Raw genomic sequence first — 19249 nt, 5'->3', positions numbered from 1 at the left:
CTACCTAATTACTAAAATAAAATTCATCATCAGGAAGCTGCCCGCCTACGGAAGCACTGTTCTGTTCAAAAAGAACATTTAAGTATCCGGAAAGCTTTTCTTTCATTTCTTCACCAGCAATAAAGGTTATATTGCAGGCAGGAATGGCTTTTTGCGCTACCTCAGTAGTTACAATACCATAACTGCCGATAAGCTCAGCAGCTTCATCTATGTTTGTATTAACATATTCTACGGATTCCTCGTAGTGCTTAAGAAATGTACTTACGGCATCCGGATTTTCTTCAATAAATGCCTTGCGCGCAACAACAACACCTGTTATAAGTGCAGAACCTTCTTCGTCATCTGCGGAAAGTTTTTCCCACTCGCTGGTCAGGTCAAGCGCTACTCTTATGGTATCACTTTTTGTCATAGCTGTTGTTACAAAAGGCTGCGGAAGCATAGCAATTCCATTTTCATCTGCCATCAGAGCAGAAAGGCATTCTGCATGCTCACTTTTATATTCTATCGTAACATCTGTATTTGGGTCAATTCCATTTTGGGTCAAAATATAATTTAATGCATATTCCGGAGTAGATCCCTTACCGCTTGCGTATATGGTCTTTCCTCTTAAATCTTCCACTGAATTGATAGTTTCTCCATTTTCAACAATATACAAAACACCAAGCGTATTTATTGCAAGTACACAAACCTCACCTTCCGTATTATTATAAAGGACAGATGCAAGATTTGCCGGAACAGCTGCAATATCTATCTTCCCCTGTACAATTAAAGGTGTAATCTCATCAGCAGATGCTGCAATTGTAAAATTATAATTATTATCTGTTATTTTGTCTGACTCTGCCTGGGACATAAAGTAGACCATGCCCATACCTGTCGGTCCATTTAATGCTGCAATATTTACATCTACCGGATTTGCTGTAGTGGTTTTCTCCTCTTGCGAAGTACTCTCTTTTGTATCTTCTTTCTTGGAAGTGTCTTCTTTTGATGTATTTCCTGTACAGCCGATAAGAAGTGCAGATACCATTGATAACGTCAATATAATCGATAAAAATTTTTTCATACTACATTTCCTTTCTTTATTAAATATTTTTATCTTTTTCAATTACTTCTTTTCCAAGAAGCTTTTTTCTTGTTCGACTTTATTATATAAAAATAAATGTCTACCGTCTACAAATAAAATTTCAAAAAATTGGGCTGTCTATTACAACAGCCCAATTTTCTCATCTACTTGCTAAATCGCAAATAATCTCTATGCATTTCTCATAACCAATATCACTGCTATTAAGGCAGATACTATAATTACCAGCTTCACCCCATCGCTGTTCGGTATAATATTCATAATGCACCCGACGTTTTTTGTTGGTTTCTTTCATTAATTTGTGTGCTTCTGCTTCGGAAAGATTATGCAGTTCCATAATTCTGGCTGTTTTTTCTTTATCATTTCCGCAAACAAAAATATTCAGGACATCTGTTCTATCTCTTAAGATAAAATCTGCACATCTTCCTACAATGACACATGGTCCCTTTTCTACAGATTCTAAAATTACTTCCCGCTGCATGGAATCCATATAATCTTCCAAAGACGCCCCGGCACTGTTTCTTCCAACAAAGCTATAAGCAAAATGATTTTTAATAGGTGCGCCTTCTCCTACCTTTTCAATATATTTCTGAGAAAGTCCTGTTTTCTCTGCCACCTTTACCAGAATTTCTTTGTCGTAATAATCCATACCCAGACGTTCTGCGATTTTTTCGCCTAAATATCTTCCGCCGCTACCAAACTCTCTACTAATTGTAATAATTCTTTTACTCATATTTATCCCTCCAATACTTCAATTTTATTTTTGCGAATTCTTCTCATAAAGAAATATGCAATAATAACTGTTACAATTTCTGCAATTGGGAATGTACTCCATACAATCCAAATCATGTCCATGGAATTCTGTTTTACAATTTGCGCAAATCCCCATGCTACTGGGATAACAAATAAAAACTGTCGACATACAGAGAGAACCAGTGATTCTATTCCACTATCCAGCGCCTGGAAAATTCCCTGATATGCAATATTGGCTCCGGCAAATATGAAACTGATGGAAATTACATGCATTGCGCTGATACAAAGTTCTTGTGTCTCTCCGGATAATCCAAACACTGCTGCAAATGGATTTGCAAATATTTCAATGATTGCCAGTCCAATACACATAATCACAAGAGTATACATCATACCATACTTAATTCCAGCTGAAACACGAGACTTGCTCTGCATTCCATGATTGAATGAAACAATGGGTGTAATGGCATCTCTCAAACCAAATGCCGCAAACAGAATAAACTGCTGAATCTTATAATATAATCCATAAGCAGTTACTGCTGCTTCTGAGATACCACCCAGTATAATATTAAGTCCGTATGTCATAACAGACATCAACGCCTGTGCAATAATAGCAGGAAGTCCAATGGAATAAATTCCCTTAATAACTTTTCTATCTGGCTTCATATATTTTATACCATTGGTTATTTCTTTGTTATATTTCAAATGGAAAATCAATCCCAGTAACATGGAAATAATCTGTCCGATTACGGTAGCATATGCTGCACCTTTTACACCAAATTCCGGTACTCCAAAATATCCATAAATAAAAATTGGATCTAAAATCATATTTGCCACTGCTCCACCAATCTGTGCGGTAGTAGAAAGATAAGAACGTCCTGTTGCCTGTAATAATTTCTCAAATATAGAGAAAAATACAATACCAAAAGAAATAATACAACAAATAGACAAATATTCTACAGCCATATCTTTAATTAATGGATTCTTGGTCTGGGTATTGATATATGCCTTTACTCCAAATACTCCGAATAGCAAGAATACAATATAGATAATAAATGCTAAAAAGATTGCATTTCCGGCCACTTTACTTGCTTTTTCCTTATTACCTTGTCCAAGACTTTTTGCTAAAAGTGCATTAGTTCCTACTCCAGTTCCGATTCCAATAGCAACCATCAGCATCTGCACCGGAAATGCCAGTGTCAATGCATTCAGTGCTGCCTCTCCATTCGTCTGCATGTTAGATACAAAGGCACTGTCTACAATATTATAAACTGCCTGTAGTACCATAGATAAAATCATAGGAATTCCCATGGATAACATCAGTTTGTTTACCGGGACTGTTCCCATTCTACTCATTGAGTCTTCTTTTTTCACTTTTTATTGACCTCCTCTTTGTTTAACTCATGAACAGCTAGCTCATAAGCAGACCACAGATTGCTTACGCAATCTGTGGTTCGCGTTGCTCGTCATATGTTCAAAAAGTGTCTTGTCTACAAGTAGCCAGTCACTTTTTTCCATCTGACTCTGCTTATTCGCGCAAAAAAAGCGCAAATCCATATCTGGATTTACGCTCTTCGCCACTCGACGCCATTATTTTATCAAATTATTTTTGAAAAAGTCAAGATTTTTTTATTAGTTGCAAAATTTCATCCTTCTCTGGCATCACTCTGAGTGCACCCTTTCTGGTTGTGATGATTGATGCAGCTGCATTTGCAAACCGCAACATTTCATAAACACTTTTTTCCGTTCTGCTTTTGATTCCATTTTCTAAGACATCATTTAATAAACATGCACAGAATGTATCGCCTGCACCAGTAGTTTCAATAGTATCATCTCTTAGAAATGGTTCTGCCTCTGTTACCTTTCCATCATAAAAAGCTTTACTTCCTTTTCGGCCCATTGTTGCACAAACAAATGGTATCTGATATTTATCTATTAGCTTTTTCACACCTTTATCAATATCTTTTTCATCCGTCAAAAATAGAATTTCATCATCTGAAATTTTCAACACATCACACATGCTGATTCCATATAATATCTTTTCTTTTGCTTTTTTCATATCGCTCCACAATGGTTTCCGCAAATTAGGGTCAAACGAAATGAGCGCCCCATTTTGTTTTGCTGTTTCAATCGCATATTTTGTAGCAGCTTCACATAGTTCATCTGTCATAGAAAGACTTCCAAAATGGAAAATCCGGGTTTCTTTCAAAATCTTTTCATCTACCTCTTCTTTTTTCAGCATCATATCAGCTCCAGGATTTCGATAAAAAGAAAAACTTCTGTCTCCATCTATGGCTGTCTGGACAAATGCCAGTGTAGTCGGTATCTGTTTATCATAACAAAGCCCCTGAACATCAATTCCCTGTTCTTTCACTGCGGACACTAATGTATGACCAAAAGAATCATCTCCAACTTTTCCAATAAATGCTGTCTTTTTTCCAAGCTTTTGAAGCATTGCAAGTACATTGCATGGTGCTCCTCCTGGATTTGCCTCAAACATCTTATTTCCCTGATTACTGCTTCCATTTTCAGTAAAATCAACTAATAATTCACCTAAAGCTACAACGTCCATCTTTTTCTTTCATCTTCCTCCCGCTGTGTACTGATTGCAGTCGTCGCAACCTGCTGTCCATCATTTATCAATATTTCTATCTATTCGCTTCTCTTCAAAATATTTTTTTAACTTGCCAAAGGATTCCTCGTGTCCTTTGGCTTTCATTGCTGGGAATGCCTTTATCAAACGACGTTCACCAATATTACGTTTTTCCAAGGCTTCCTTATATTTTGCCTGAAGCTGAAGAAATTCTTCTCTTCGCTCTTGCTTCCGTTCTGCCCTCTTTTCTTCATGCGTTGCCCTTACATGTTCAATGTTTTCGCTCCATTCCTCGCTTTTTTCTATGACAGTGGTAACACCTTCATAGATATTTTCCCCGATTTCATCTGAAACCACCTTAAGTTTTACAGCAAGCTCATCTAACATCTTAAGATGTGCATTGAACTTAAGTATCGTACTTACAGTAATTATCAAGTCTACTGCAAAGGCAATACATAATATCACTAAAATTATCGTTCCCGGAAGTTTTGGAACTATTTTTATCACTTTGTAAATGCTAGGATGTATCACATCCATAATTAAGGTACATGCAATTCCCCACAGAATGGAGAATTTCAAACACACATATCCACAAATGTTGAAATGTTCATTGGAATAATCCCACCATTGGTTGTGGAACAGTTTTTCTAACAAAAATCCTGTAATAAATTCAATTATACTGGTTAATAGAAAAGATCCCGCAAACAGGATAAGAAAATTTTCCTTTAACGGAGTTAACACCACAATTACCACTAATACGCCACAGCCATAAACCGGACACACCGGTCCATTTAGAAATCCACGATTCACAAATTTTCCAGTGTCTAAGGCTGCATAAGCCACTTCTGTACACCATCCTAAAAATGCGTAAATTACAAATATCCAAGCTACTTCATAAAATGATACCGGCATATTTTTCCTCTTTTCTATCGTTAGTTTTTATTTTCTTCATTATAACAAGAGTAACCTGCATTTTCCAGTACATGATTTTAGTTTATTTTGAAAATCGCTCTGATTTTCTCAAATGCCCTTTTGACATATGATATACTTCATCCGCTTCCTCCATGACTTCCAAATCATGAGTAACAATAATTACACATCGATTTTCTTCATGTGCAAGATTTTTTAGTAATTCAACTACACCTCGGGTATTTTCCTCATCCAGATTTCCGGTGGGTTCGTCAGCAAGAATCAGTTTTCTGTCCATTGCTAAGGATCTTGCTATTGCTACACGCTGTCTCTCTCCTCCGCTGATTCGATCCGGAAATTTATGTAATAATTCTTCCGGTACAAATGCTTTTTTGGCTAAAACTTTTGATGTTTCAAAAGCCTCTTCTTTTCCCACTTTACACAGTTCCATAGGATACATAATATTTTCCTGAACTGTCAAAAGTGGAAATAACATAAAGTCCTGAAAAATCATAGACGCACAAGTTCTTCTATATTCTTCCGGATTAATATCTTTTGTGGATTTTCCTTCAAAAAAGACATCCCCCTCAGTTGGAAGAGACAATCCCGCCATCAATGAAACCATTGTACTCTTACCACTTCCTGATTTTCCGATAATAGCATACACCTTTCCCTGTTCAAAACTACAATTTATATTATAAAGTACCTGCTTTTTTTCCTTGGTATCTTCATAAGAAAAACATATATCCTTTAACTCTAAAATTGCCATAACCTATTCTCCTTCCTGCATCGCTTTCGATAACCTCTTCCTTAGTATCTTTCCTATCGAAAAAATACTTCCCACTGACCATAACACCAATAACAGTAATGACAAAAGAAGTCCTGTCAAATCTATTCTTCTAAATATGATACTCCATACGAGAATGCCTGATACGCATCCTGCAAATCCTATCAGAACTTGTTCTATCAATATACTCGAAAAAATTCGGCCCTTGGATGTTCCGAGCTTACGCATCAGCAAAATTTCATTCTTTCTATTTCTTATCATTATACATGAAATTACCAAAGCAATAATTTCCAATAGAACTTCTATGATTGGTAAAAACACATTCATGTATTTCATTTTCTGCGTCATATTCTGCTGTGTTTCCAGATATTCAATATCATTCAGTACCACAAATTCACGTTTTTCTCTCATTTCATTCACACCGGAATAGCCGCTTTCACTCAAATAATCCTTAAAATCTGCAAGCTTATGACTATCTTTTAATTCAAAAGCTACGCTTCCAAAATAAAGATAATTTAATATTTCCGCCGGTTCTTCTTCCGTCTCAAATAACACTTCGGGAGAAAGATAACATTCCAAAGGAGTATAAATTGCCGGGTTAGACATTCCACTATCCGGATAGGTACCTACCACATCCACAATAACACCTGCCAGACTGCCATCATCATATAAAACCATAATTCCTATCTTATCTCCAAATTGAATTCCATTTTCCTTTAAGAGACTTTCTGGAATAATACAAGGCCACTTATCTTCCGGCATATTCTCAAACATGGTTTCATCATATCCATCTGCATATTGAATATTCTTCCAAATTTGTTCGCTTACACCTACGGTATTCGAAATATCATTTGTTGCAAGAAAATCGGAACCTATCATCAGTCGATTACATGCGCTTTCCTTTTCGTATGTAGTTCTTGGCATACATGCTTCTAATTCATCTTCATTATCGCTTATTTTCAAAAATTCATATTTCATATTTTTTGAAACCTTCATTTTATCTATATCACCAGAACGCATCATATCATTGATTTCTTTTCCATAAATAATAAGTCCACTGTCATACTTTCCTCTATAATCCATGAACTTTCCGGTAATGATGGAATCTTTTTGAAATTCCTGTAACTGTTTTCCGTAAGAAGCCTGACTCTCTGACAACTGGAACATGAAAAATGAAGATAATGCCACTGTAAAAAATAATAATACATTTCTTCCTTTTCTACGTACCAGAGATATCATGGCATATTTTTTTGCTCCTCCTGCCAATGATTTTGAAACTCTTCCCCTGTCTTTTCTCACAAACAGACTTCTATGCTTTCTTTTCTTCATACTCAATCTTACAAAAAAGCAAATGCAAAAAACCACTGCCAGAATAATTCCAAGAGCTGCTAACAATATTGGTAATACACTTTCTTTTCCTGCAAATGCTACATTGTTTTTTACAGAAAGATTTCCGTTACTGTATCGATAATCGATTCCGCCCGCTGCTTGTGCGGCATCAGAAATAAATGAACCGGTTTTCTGATTCAATATAGCGGTAAGAATACTTCCTATCATTACAGATATCGCTACTAAAGCACCTGCTCCTGATAAAAAGTAAGTGTATACTGCTGATTTTCCGGCTCCAAGACTCCATATGATTCTTCCGGTTCTCTGCTGACGATACACATAGATATATCCAAATAGTAAAATTAATGCAATTCCGGTAACTACAGTAAGAATACACAATATCTTTGCCATATATAATATTTCATCCATTGGACCTATTACCGCATGATATCCCTGATCATAAATCTTTAAACTAACATTATCCGGCAATATGCTTTTTATTTCTTTTCGAAAAACCTCTTCACTTCCATTTTCAATCCAGACTTGTCCTAAAGTAGCATCACCTACAGAATCCCCTGCTGAAAAATCTGATTTTTTCGGTACATAAACACAATAATCTCCGCCTTCTTCTCCCTGGTAAATACCAACTATTTTATATGTTTCCTGACTCTGAAAACCTTTTTCGCTCCAATAAGCTGCTACTGGCTCACTATTTTCCGGCTCACTAATAGAAAGCTCTATGGTATCTCCCACTTTTTTACTTAAGCGTTCTGATAATGTATCAGAAATCACACATTCCAAATCTTCTTCATTTTCCTCAACTTCAAAAGATTTTCCTTCATTTATTACCTTGAGTTTTTCATGAAAAGAATATAAGTTTTCAAGATTATCCGTTTCCTGTATTATTACACTATTGTTAATTACTTCATAGGTATCTGCTATTTTCTGAAAATAATCCGCACTTTCCGGTATCTCATATCCATCCCCTGTGGTAATATCCAGATACATTTTCTCTACAGAACCATCAAATCCTTCATCTTCTGCCGTTTTATTTGAAAATTCTTTTATGTCAAAATAATCTACTCCACTCTTTCCTTTATAAAATATACCGTTGATAATATAAATGTGCCCTTCTTCCAGTCTTTCACCCGGAACACCTAAATAAATTCGCTTTCCTTCATGATCTCCTTTATCATATAAAGCATCTAATACAGTTGCATTCTGTACCATCTGAGAACTATCATAAAAAGTCTCTATCTTAATAACTATTACTCCATACCCATCATAATATGTTCCTTCTTTTCTTCGATTTAACTCCGGTGTATATCCTAGCTTCTGAGAATTTATATCCCAATCTCTTACATACTCATGATTTGCATCAAAAAAGCTTTGAAGTGTTTCACGAACCTTTTTGTAATCTTCAAAGCTACTATCTATTTCATTTTCGTACTCAAATACACCAATTGTGCTATACTCATCTTTGCACTGATTTTTAAATTCCTGAATCATATGAATAAAAACTAAACTGGTTCCCAGAATAATATCCATAAATATAAAAAATACGCAAAATAAAACACCTATTTTTGGTGTTCTAAAAATACTTTTTATTCCCTGCTTGATATGTAGTTTCATTCTGTCACTTCCTTACGTTGTGTATTTTAATTTCGATTATAATTTCTTTTTTAAATTATTCAATTACACAAAATAATGATTAATTTTTTCTTCATAATTCTTTTACAAAATCAAATCTATTTTCTATTCATCCACTCCTGCTGTAATTCTTCAAAATTTTTACCGAAAGTTTCTTCCACTGTCTGATGTTTTGTCACTACCTCAATCACATCCTCTAAAGAATAGTTTTCTATCAGATAATTGATAAATGATTCATAATAAGGATAATCATAATTTTGAATGGCTATTTCTAATCCATATTTTTCTATATTTTCATGAACATAAATATCATTAAACAAGGTATGATTAAATTCTTTTTCTTCCATGGAGCCACCTGCATTTTTATATAATTCCAGAATTTTTTTAGTTTCTTCTGTATCTGCACTTTCTAACATTTTTGCTAACACAAAAAAATAATCCACATCCTTATAACTTTTAATGTCTACACCACAATATTCTTCTACCTGAAGTGCTCCATAACATGCAATTCCTTCACCAAACCATATATCTTCTTATAATGGTTCAGTTGTCAAGACAAAAATCTAAGACTTTTATAATGAACTGATATCCATGGTTAGAGGAAGATAGATTCTCCCCAGTGACATTCTACAATTAAGCAGCCTCCTTAGCGGCTTCATATAGCATAGCTGGATAGTATACGGATGCTGGAGGAACATTACCGATTGCAGAATGGCAACGATCAAAGTTGTACTTATGAATATAAGCAGCGATAGCCTGGCGTGCCTCTTTGATATTTTTCCATTCGGTAAGATATGCTTCTTCGTACTTGAATGTACGGAACCAGCGTTCAATCATGATGTTGTCAGCCCAACGGCTTTTTCCATCCATGCTTTGCTTGATTTTGTTTGCCTTGAGAAAATCCTTGTATTTCTGACTGGTAAATTGGCAGCCTTGATCTGAGTTGAGAATTTCTGGTTTTGCAACTTTGAATGCTTTTTCACAGGCCTCTATGCAGGCACGTGTATCCAAAGTATCATCCAGTTCCCAGCCTACGATACAACGGCTATGCCAGTCTATAATGGCTGTTAAATACAAGAAACCATGCTTCATTGGAATATATGTAATGTCGATTGACCATGCCTGATTAGGACGATCTATGACGGCATTTCTAAGTAAATATGGAACAACCTGTGCCTGTTTCAAACGTTTTGAAAGATTTGGCTTCGGATATACTGGGTTAATACCCATTTCATCCATGTATCTGCGTGCTTTGCGTCTACCGACTTTATATCCACGTTGCTTAAGCTGGGAAGACATCTGTCTGGCACCCCATGTCGGATTATCCGTGTGAAGCCGATCTATGATTCGTTTACATTCAAGTTCTTCATCAGAAATAGGTGTTCCTTTGTAATAAATACTTGTTCTGTTAATGCTAGCAAGCTTCGCAACAACAGAAACCGGAAGATTGCTTTCCTTATTCTTCGAATGGTTTTTTACTAAATTTACTCTCGTAGTCAGGTCCAAGCAATTCTTCAGATTTTTTTTTGAGCCAATCCACCTGCATGGTGAGTTGACCAACCTTTTTCGCATATTCAGCTTTTTCCTTGCGTTCCGATGCAAGCTTTTCCTTGATATTTTCTTCTCTTTTGTCATCAAAGACAACAGAGGCATTGTCTAGGAATTCTTTCTTCCAGTTACGGAGTAAGTTTGGCTGAATATTGTTTTCAGTAGCTATTGTATTTATATCTTTTTCACCTTTAAGCACTTCCAATACGAGTTTTGCTTTGAACTGAGCTGTAAAATTTCTTCTTGTACGAGACATAATTTTTCCTTCTTTCTGATTGATAATAAAAGTATATCAAATTCATTAAGATTTGTCTCAGGAAGTGTCTTAAATTATGATACCATTATACCTCTAATGTTATCCTTCCTTAAAATATTTTGCCTGCTTTTCCCACATAGTTGCATATAAACCTGATTTTTTTAATAATTCTTTATGAGTTCCCTGTTCTTCTATCTTCCCATTTGAAAGAACCAGTATATTATCGCTCATCTGGCAACTGCTTAATCGATGTGAAATAAAAATACATGGCTTATTGCCTAATATATTTTTTAAATTATCAAAAATCTCTGCTTCGCTAATTGGATCTAATGCACATGTCGGCTCGTCCATTATCCACATTGGTGCATTCTTATACAAACCTCTTGCAATCGCCAATCTTTGGAGTTCTCCTCCACTCATGTTAATACCATTTTCATCATATGAAAATAACGGTGTACCTTCTTTTTCCGGCAACTTCTGTACTCTTTCATACAAATTTACCTTTTTTAGTACTTCCCTTATCATATCATCATTTTTTTCTTTTCCGGCAACAATATTATCCTTAATAGAAAACGCATATAAATTAAAATCTTGAAAAATAACATTAAACAGATTTCTATAACTTTTTTCATTCACCTTCTTTAATTCACAATTATCCAGCAAGATTTTTCCTTCTGTTGGTTTATAAAGTCCTAATAATAACTTAATTAGTGTTGTTTTACCCGCTCCATTTTCTCCTACAATTGACAATGTTCTATCAAATGTAAAGGTATAATTGAAATGTCTAAGTGCCCAATATTCACTATTTTCATATTTATATCCCACATCTAAAAATTGTATGGTATGATTATTTTGTAACCAATTGCAACAAATTTCTGCATCCTCTTTTTTTATCAACTTTTCTATCGACATATACTTATTTAACTGATTAATCTGTCTTTGCATCATCCTGTTTACTTGAATAATATGGGTAATTGCAATATTAATTTCATTCATTCCACCAATAAAAACCGTAATCTGTCCAATTGAAATACACCCAATCAAAGAAAAGTAAATAATAAATGCATATAACATACAATTCATTATCATTGTTATGAAGGAAGTCAAATAATTCATTTTTCCATTTACTTTCAATAATTCTTTATTCTTGGCCATAGAGCTATTAAATACTTCATAATATTTATTCATTATAAGCTTTTGCATGAAATGTAATCTTATACTCTTTCCTTTTTCATAATCATTAAAGACTTTAAATAGGTAATAAGACAGTTTTCCTTCATCTTCCATTATCATGGATAACTGTTGTTCACTTTTCTCTGAAAGCATTTTATTCATCTTATATATTATGTAATATCCAAGTAATAATACAAATACAAATGTTATTATTACTATGCTTATATCTCTCCCCCCTCTAGTATTTTCCATACATTTTCTTATTTTTTCACATAGACTTAGCATAATACCAAATCCTACTATTAGTGAGATAATTGACTGTATTATAGAAAGCAGATAATTTAACAGAGGTGTATATCCTCCCGTATACATAAAAGAATTTTCTGCTTTTTTTATACTTTCTTGTGTTTCTTTCTTATTAAATATATCAAAGGGAATATCTAATATATTCTTGTGCAAATTCAATTTGATTTTTTCATCCACTTTTTCACACTTATATTGATAAATTCTATTTATGACAAATCTCAATAAGTTCACAAGCATCTGCAAAACTATTATACCTATAATAACATATGATATGTTATCTAATTTATTCATTGTTACAGAATCAATCACAGCCGCAATTCCTACTAAAAATATGTATGGCTGAAATGAATTTAAAATTGCTTGAATAAGTATAATCATTAAAACCATTTTATCCATTTTATTTATAAACAATATGGCCTTGCCTATTTCACTTAATTTATTTTTCACTCTTATTCTCCTCAACATAATATTTCTTTTGACAATTATACATATTATAATATTTAGATTTCATTTTCATTAATTGGTCATGTGTTCCATTTTCCAATATCTTTCCATTCTCTACATACATAATATTGTTACAAAACGTTGTAGATCCCATTCGATGAGAAACAAAAAAACTTATTCTATCATCTGAAATTTTTTCATATAATCTATATAACTTTGTCTCATTAATAGGATCCATGGCTGCTGTCGGTTCATCTAAAATAATACCATCTTTCATATTGTACAAAATTCTGGCAAGAAATAGCCTTTGTCTTTCACCACCTGACATATCTATTCCACTTTCCAATTCATTTCCAATATAAGTATCAATGGAATCTTTATATTTATCAACTAATTCATCCAATTCTACTTCTCTTAAGCAAGTATTCACTTTTTTTCTATCCATTTCATTCTTTGTTACGCACGACACATTTTCTGCGATAGAAAAAGAGAATAAACTATTATCCTGAAATACGGTTGAAAACATACTGTATCGTTCTTCTTTTGAAAAATCCTTTGCATTTTTTTTATTAATTATTATCTCCCCACTTGTAGGAGTATATAATCCACATATTAATTTTATAATCGTAGATTTTCCCGCACCATTTTCTCCTACTAATGCTATCTTATCTCCTCTATTTACTTTAAATGAAATATTTTCTACTATATTTTTTTCAGCATTTCCCGGTTTATAAGAGACATTCCTAAATTCTAAGGAATCTAATGCAATATTTACATTATTATTATCTATAATTTCATCCTGAATCTTTTTGAATTCTTCTAAATTATCCATATAAATATTATTTTTGCTGATTTGCTGGTAAGCTTCCTGAATATTTTCCAGCCAACCACTTAATCCATTGATGACTCCTAGATAAAGAACCATTTCCGCTACACTTATTTTTGTTATAAAAATACAGTATGCAATATATCCAAAAAGTATAATATCCTTAATAAAATTAATGAAAACAATTTTAACATCTGATTTAAAAATTGCAGTTTCTCTTCTTTTTTTCCATAATAATAAACTGCCCATGTTATTTTCTAACATTTTTTTAAACCATATTCTTATATCATATAAAGCAAATTCATTTCCATTACTTTGTTTTTGAAGTTGTCTTAATAGATAATTTTGCTTTATATCAATCTTGTCCTTATTAATTTTATTTTCTTTCATCCAAACTGCATCACTATTTCTGATTAATAAAACAACACAATTACTCACTAAAATAAGCACGCTAACCGCAATCCCAGTTTTACATGAAATAATAAAAAACGTAACTAATCCTAAAAGACTAATTATAAATTGAACATATTGATTTATAAAAAATTCTACTCCTGCTACATTTCCACTATATATACATTCATATGCTTGATCAATTTTTAGTTGTCCACTTTCAGATTCAAGTGTCTCATAATCCATTTTTAAGACTTTTTCTCCAACCTTTGGAATCATATTATACCTATAGATAAAAGCATTTTTTTCTGACTCATAAGACAATCTTCCTACAATGAATTGTAATACACATAAAATTATTAAATAAATACATAAAATTATAAACATTTTATTTGTATCATAACCATTCGTTAATACCATTACAATATTGCTTGGCAATGCAACATTTAGAATTTGATTTATCACCAAAAGTATTATATAAGCATATATATTTATATTTACAGTTATTTTATTACTTTCTATGTATTTTTTCCAATAATAATGCATGTGTTTTACATTATACTTTAATTCATTGTAGTTTTGTTTTATTTTATTCATAATATTATATCACCTCTTTTATTTCATTTATAATTTCATATTCAGAAGTATAATATACTGTTCTATTAAATTTTTTCAAAAATGCCGGCATATATTTTGATAAATCTATAGTATTATAAGAATCATTTAAAACCATAATATCATTTATTTTTATTTCATCATGTTTATTATCCAATATTTCAAATAACTTCTTATTATAAAAAATATCAAGATATTCATTTACTTCTTTTCTAAGAACACTATTTATAGAATAAACCTTTCCCTTTTCAATTACTTTTTGAAGTACATTTTCAACCAGTTTAGCTTCATTTAAGCTACCTTCATATGCTGAAAAAATTTTTCTACTTTTTCCCATTCCAACCACAAACCCTATTTGTTCCATTTTTTCTTTTATATATGTGCGTTTAATAAAAATAAAGACAAAATATGTATTATAAATTTTACTATAATAAAAAAAAATAATCTGATTGTCTCTTCTTTTTATTGAAAACATTTTATACAAATCTTCTATTCTATTTTCTTTTAAACATAACTTAATTTTTTCAAACAACTTTCTCTCAATATATTCTCTAATAGAATTTAAACATCCCATCTTTTGATCTATATGTGCTGAAAATCCTTTTGTATTTGGAAACAATTTTGGATACATTGAATATACTGTAAACCAAACACTTCTTTCACACATTTCTGATACTGCTTTTTCATAAGCTTTTTTCTTTTCTCTATCACATGCTCCATAGGGTATTTTATATTCTATTTCATTATCACAACATGCAACAATAATTCCCTTAAAAAAAAATATTTCATTTTTCTCTATTATTTCCATTTTACTCGCTTTCCATTTTATTATCCTCACTATTATTTTCCTCTATTCTATTATATTTAACTTCATAAGTTATTGGATTTAATCCATAATATCCCTCCAATGTTCTTACCTTAGCATATTTAGAAATATATCTTATTATTTCATCTGCACATATGGATGCCATAATTTCTATTTCTGGTAAATAGCTTGGATGTCTATCTATAACAAATTGATTATTCCTCTTTAAATTGTATTCCTTTTGCAATATAAATTTTTTATTAACATTTTCCATGTATATATCTATTTCTTTTTCATTCACAAACATTGGACCAACATCGTGTTCTCCCACACAAATTATTGGTATATTTAAACTAATTATTTTTTTATATAATTTTATAATTTCTTTACTACTAGGAGATGGTAATCCTGTAATAATATCAACTTTGTCTGGAATTGATTTAATTACATTTTCAATATTATTTATAGTAATACATTTATTAATTCCATAAACTTTTCCAAGACCTCTCATATTTAATCTTTTTGACAATACATTTACTTTTAAATCTCCAACATCTTTTTTACAATATAAAAACTGCCTTGCAAGATTACTTACCGAAATTTCATCAAAATCTGCTACATACGTTTTTCCTATTCCACAGCTTATTAATATATTTGTAATAGCAGTACCAACCCCTCCAGCCCCTATAACTAAAATATTACTATTTTCTATTCTTTTTTGGAATTCACTTGGACTATCTAAAGTTCTATTCCACGAATCAAATACTTCTAATTGTCTATGAGAATACAAATTACTATTGTTATCACTTTCATATTCTGAAATTAATCCTTTTTCTCTAAAAAATTTATCTAATTTTTTTATGAAAAGAGATTCTTTTTCTAACCTTAAATTATATTCACTATTCAATTGTCCAATTTCTAAGGCATGAATATACTCTTTTATATTTTTTTCTTCATTTTTAGGTATTTTTATTGTCCATTCTTTTCTATCTGGAATCAATTGTATTATTGTAATATTTTTTTCAATTTTAATGTATACATCATATTTTAAAATCATAACTTTTAACTAAATGATACAAATAATATCATATTTCTCCTCGTATTATATAGTAGTAGTTTTTAGAGACCCTCTCCAAGGTCTTTGTAACTATTAATTCATAGTCTTTTCTTTACCCCTTCTGTAGGTTCGACTATGATATATAAGATGCTGTGGATTGATTTATTTCTCCTACCACTTGATGGTTACAGAAAGGCTCCGACCACAGTCTCTTTGTTCATTTGTTAATCAGTTAGATACCGCATGACGGTTTATTTGAACGAGGTTACAATCACAAGGAGTCCCTGTGGTTCTAAAACAGTATCAAATACATTTCAAAGGAGATTTATTATGATTTACATAGGAATTGATGTTGCTAAAGATAAGCATGATTGCTTTATCACCAACTCTGATGGAGAAGTGCTATTTAAAGCATTTACCATCGCTAACAACCTGGATGGTTTCATTGAGCTTTATAGTGGCTCAGTTTATCAAAAAATTGAATCTGTTATGGAAGACACAACAAAAGTAAAAGTAGGGCTAGAAGCCACTAGACATTATAGTTACAATCTTTTAGGATATCTCATTGATAAAGGTTTGCCCGCCTATGTTATCAATCCGTTACATACAAATCTGTACAGAAAAAGTCTAAGCCTTAGACAGACGAAAACGGATAAAGTAGATGCCCGCACGATTGCTTCTATGCTAATGTCTAATGTGAACTTAAAGTCCTACTCAGACACATCTTATCACAACGAAGATCTAAAGTCATTAACTCGTTATCATTTTGATAAAGTAAAAGAACGTGCAAACTAAAAACTTCCGTTTCAAAACTGGTCTGTATCTTATTCCCTGAATTAGAAAAGTTAGTACCAACACTTCATATGGCATCTGTTTATGCTATGCTTTCTGAATTTTCTGGGGCTAAACATGTAGCCGCTTCTCATCTTACCAGACTTACAAATCTTCTTATCAAATCATCAAAAGGTCGATATGGTAAATAAACAGCCATCACATTCTGAGACGCTGCAAAAGCTTCTATCGGATCAAATATGCCAGCCAAATCACTTGAGCTAAAACACACCATCAAGTTAATTCAGGAGCTTAATTCCGAGATTGATGAAATCGAAAATGAAATCAAAATCATCATGGATGAAATCAATTCTCCAATTCTTAGCATCCCAGGAATCAACTATCGTATGGGTGCTATGATTATTGCTGAGATTGGTGATTTCAATCGTTTTGATTCGCCTGATAAAATCTTAGCTTATGCCGGTTTCTCACCATCTACATATCAATCCGGACAACTGGATGGTGCATATGCACATATGGAAAAACGCGGTTCCCGTTATCTTCGATATGCTTTATATAATACAACCAAGTACGTTTGTCACTGGGATCCGACATTTGCTGAATATCTTACCAAGAAACGAGCTCAAGGCAAACACTATAACGTTGCGATATCACATGCTGTAAAAAAACTGGTTCGAGTCATTTTTCATTTAGAAAAATCAAACCAGCAATATATCAAAGCAGCTTAATCATTTCTAATTCAATACTCCTTTTTGAGCACCTATCACGATGCTCTTTTTGTCATGCAGTTTTCAAGGTTCAAAGAACTCCAACCGAGTTTCAAATATATCTAAAATACATTTCTGTATTTTATTCAAAAAATATCATTTTAAGGCTTTATTTTTAATAGTTAGTCTTTTTTATTATTATTTATATTGCATATAAGAATTTATATCTTTTTTTAAATATAACATTGACCATATAGAGTTATATCCTATATAATGTGGAATTTGTTGTTTTATACAAACATTTGTATATTGAAACATTTCTCCGCTTTTTCCTATAATAGCCTCAATGTCTTCAATTGGTATTATAATTTGTTTTACATCCTTATCATCTTTTACAATCATTGCAATTATTTTCTTTTCAATATTTACCCCTGCTTTGCAAATAAACAATTTTGGAATATCTCCATTTATGTTACATTCATCCTTTATATTAACTATATTCAAATTTCTCTGCCTTATTTGTTTACGAACGATTTTATTATTGTCTTTGCCTATAAATACATTTCCTGATTCAGAATTTAAGTATCCTCTTTTTATATCTACAGTTTTTCCGTATTTTCCCAAATCATCAATAGTATAATCTACAATCATTTTTGGTTCATCATACACTTCAATATTATATAATTTATTTAATATTGTATATTTTAAATCATTTTTTTCTTCTGAATAATGTCCTATTAATTCATGAAATAATATACTTGTTGAATATGGATCTATATAAAATTTTTTTCCATAAATTTTTTCTACTTTGTTACTCCATTTTTTTATTAAATATGCTTTTTCTACAAGATTTTCTAATAATTCATTACCATTATTTTTTATTATTCCTACCGGAAATGACGATTTCTTTTTTTCTCCTATTTTAACATTTCCCCCAATATAAATATTATTTCTAAACACCTTATTTTTATTTTTCAAAACTTCCACTTGTAATTCTAACCACTCAAAACAATCTTCTAATAATTTATCACTTTTTTCAAAAAAATTTTTAAACATGTTATAGTACAATTGTTCATATGGAAAATCTTCAAAAAAATTATATATATCTTGAATTTTATTATCGCTTTCACAAATTTTCATTTTTTCACAATCAATAATACACTTATCATATACCGTATAATATGATTTTAACATTTTTCCTTTTCCTAAATATAAATTACTCTTTTGCATAATC

Annotated in this window: 15 protein-coding genes and 1 pseudogene; 1 reads left to right on the top strand and 15 read right to left on the bottom strand. The window is 31.9% G+C overall.

Going from position 1 to position 19249, the window contains the following annotated elements; genetic code table 11:
- Positions 1 to 4 precede the first annotated feature (4 nt).
- The 14 genes from BIV20_RS15795 to BIV20_RS15730 all read right to left on the bottom strand — a co-directional run bounded on the left by BIV20_RS15795 (position 5) and on the right by BIV20_RS15730 (position 16516).
- Positions 5 to 1060, bottom strand: a complete 1056-nt coding sequence (locus tag BIV20_RS15795; protein ID WP_075717684.1) for an ABC transporter substrate-binding protein — start codon at positions 1058 to 1060, stop codon at positions 5 to 7.
- 160 nt (positions 1061 to 1220) lie between these two features.
- Positions 1221 to 1811: a cytidylate kinase-like family protein gene (locus BIV20_RS15790; RefSeq protein WP_075717682.1), complete on the bottom strand. Its 591-nt coding sequence runs from the start codon at positions 1809 to 1811 to the stop codon at positions 1221 to 1223.
- A 2-nt stretch (positions 1812 to 1813) separates the two neighbouring features.
- On the bottom strand, positions 1814 to 3184 hold the full coding sequence (locus BIV20_RS15785) for an MATE family efflux transporter (protein ID WP_075717728.1): 1371 nt from the start codon (positions 3182 to 3184) through the stop codon (positions 1814 to 1816).
- Positions 3185 to 3446: 262 nt separating this feature from the next.
- Entirely contained in the window at positions 3447 to 4400 is a 954-nt protein-coding gene (locus BIV20_RS15780) for a carbohydrate kinase family protein (RefSeq protein WP_075717680.1), read from the bottom strand.
- Between the two features lie 60 nt (positions 4401 to 4460).
- Positions 4461 to 5333 (bottom strand): putative ABC transporter permease, encoded by an 873-nt coding sequence (locus BIV20_RS15775; RefSeq protein WP_075717678.1) that lies wholly within the window; start codon positions 5331 to 5333, stop codon positions 4461 to 4463.
- A gap of 82 nt (positions 5334 to 5415) precedes the next feature.
- Positions 5416 to 6099 carry an ABC transporter ATP-binding protein gene (locus tag BIV20_RS15770; protein WP_075717676.1) on the bottom strand — a complete coding sequence of 228 codons (684 nt, stop codon included), beginning with the start codon at positions 6097 to 6099 and terminating at the stop codon, positions 5416 to 5418.
- 3 nt (positions 6100 to 6102) lie between these two features.
- Positions 6103 to 9078, bottom strand: a complete 2976-nt coding sequence (locus tag BIV20_RS15765) for an ABC transporter permease (protein WP_075717674.1) — start codon at positions 9076 to 9078, stop codon at positions 6103 to 6105.
- Between the two features lie 116 nt (positions 9079 to 9194).
- Entirely contained in the window at positions 9195 to 9524 is a 330-nt protein-coding gene (locus tag BIV20_RS15760) for a hypothetical protein (protein WP_143524482.1), read from the bottom strand.
- A 205-nt stretch (positions 9525 to 9729) separates the two neighbouring features.
- Complete coding sequence (locus BIV20_RS15755; RefSeq protein WP_242939769.1) at positions 9730 to 10668, bottom strand: IS3 family transposase; 939 nt, start codon at positions 10666 to 10668, stop codon at positions 9730 to 9732.
- Positions 10553 to 10900, bottom strand: a complete 348-nt coding sequence (locus BIV20_RS15750) for a transposase (RefSeq protein ID WP_075717668.1) — start codon at positions 10898 to 10900, stop codon at positions 10553 to 10555. The genes BIV20_RS15755 and BIV20_RS15750 overlap by 116 nt, the downstream gene beginning before the upstream one ends.
- Before the next feature lie 99 nt (positions 10901 to 10999).
- A complete protein-coding gene (locus BIV20_RS15745) occupies positions 11000 to 12826 on the bottom strand; it encodes an ABC transporter ATP-binding protein (protein ID WP_075717666.1) in 1827 nt (608 codons plus the stop codon).
- Positions 12816 to 14636 carry an ATP-binding cassette domain-containing protein gene (locus BIV20_RS15740; protein ID WP_075717664.1) on the bottom strand — a complete coding sequence of 607 codons (1821 nt, stop codon included), beginning with the start codon at positions 14634 to 14636 and terminating at the stop codon, positions 12816 to 12818. Before BIV20_RS15740 ends, BIV20_RS15745 begins: the two co-directional genes overlap by 11 nt.
- Positions 14637 to 14640: 4 nt before the next feature.
- Positions 14641 to 15462, bottom strand: a complete 822-nt coding sequence (locus tag BIV20_RS15735) for a hypothetical protein (protein WP_075717662.1) — start codon at positions 15460 to 15462, stop codon at positions 14641 to 14643.
- Between the two features lies 1 nt (position 15463).
- Positions 15464 to 16516 carry a ThiF family adenylyltransferase gene (locus BIV20_RS15730; protein ID WP_075717660.1) on the bottom strand — a complete coding sequence of 351 codons (1053 nt, stop codon included), beginning with the start codon at positions 16514 to 16516 and terminating at the stop codon, positions 15464 to 15466.
- 330 nt (positions 16517 to 16846) lie between these two features.
- On the opposite strand from BIV20_RS15730, the pseudogene BIV20_RS16725 reads away from it, so the two are divergent.
- Positions 16847 to 18036 (top strand): annotated as a pseudogene (locus tag BIV20_RS16725) (IS110 family transposase).
- A 177-nt stretch (positions 18037 to 18213) separates the two neighbouring features.
- Here BIV20_RS16725 and BIV20_RS15715 read toward each other — a convergent pair.
- Entirely contained in the window at positions 18214 to 19245 is a 1032-nt protein-coding gene (locus BIV20_RS15715; protein ID WP_075717655.1) for a hypothetical protein, read from the bottom strand.
- Positions 19246 to 19249: the final 4 nt, after the last annotated feature.

Source organism: Roseburia sp. 499 (genome assembly GCF_001940225.2).
Classification (GTDB): domain Bacteria; phylum Bacillota; class Clostridia; order Lachnospirales; family Lachnospiraceae; genus Petralouisia.
Note: the sequence above shows the minus strand (reverse complement) of the source record. Positions and strands in the feature narration are given on the sequence as shown.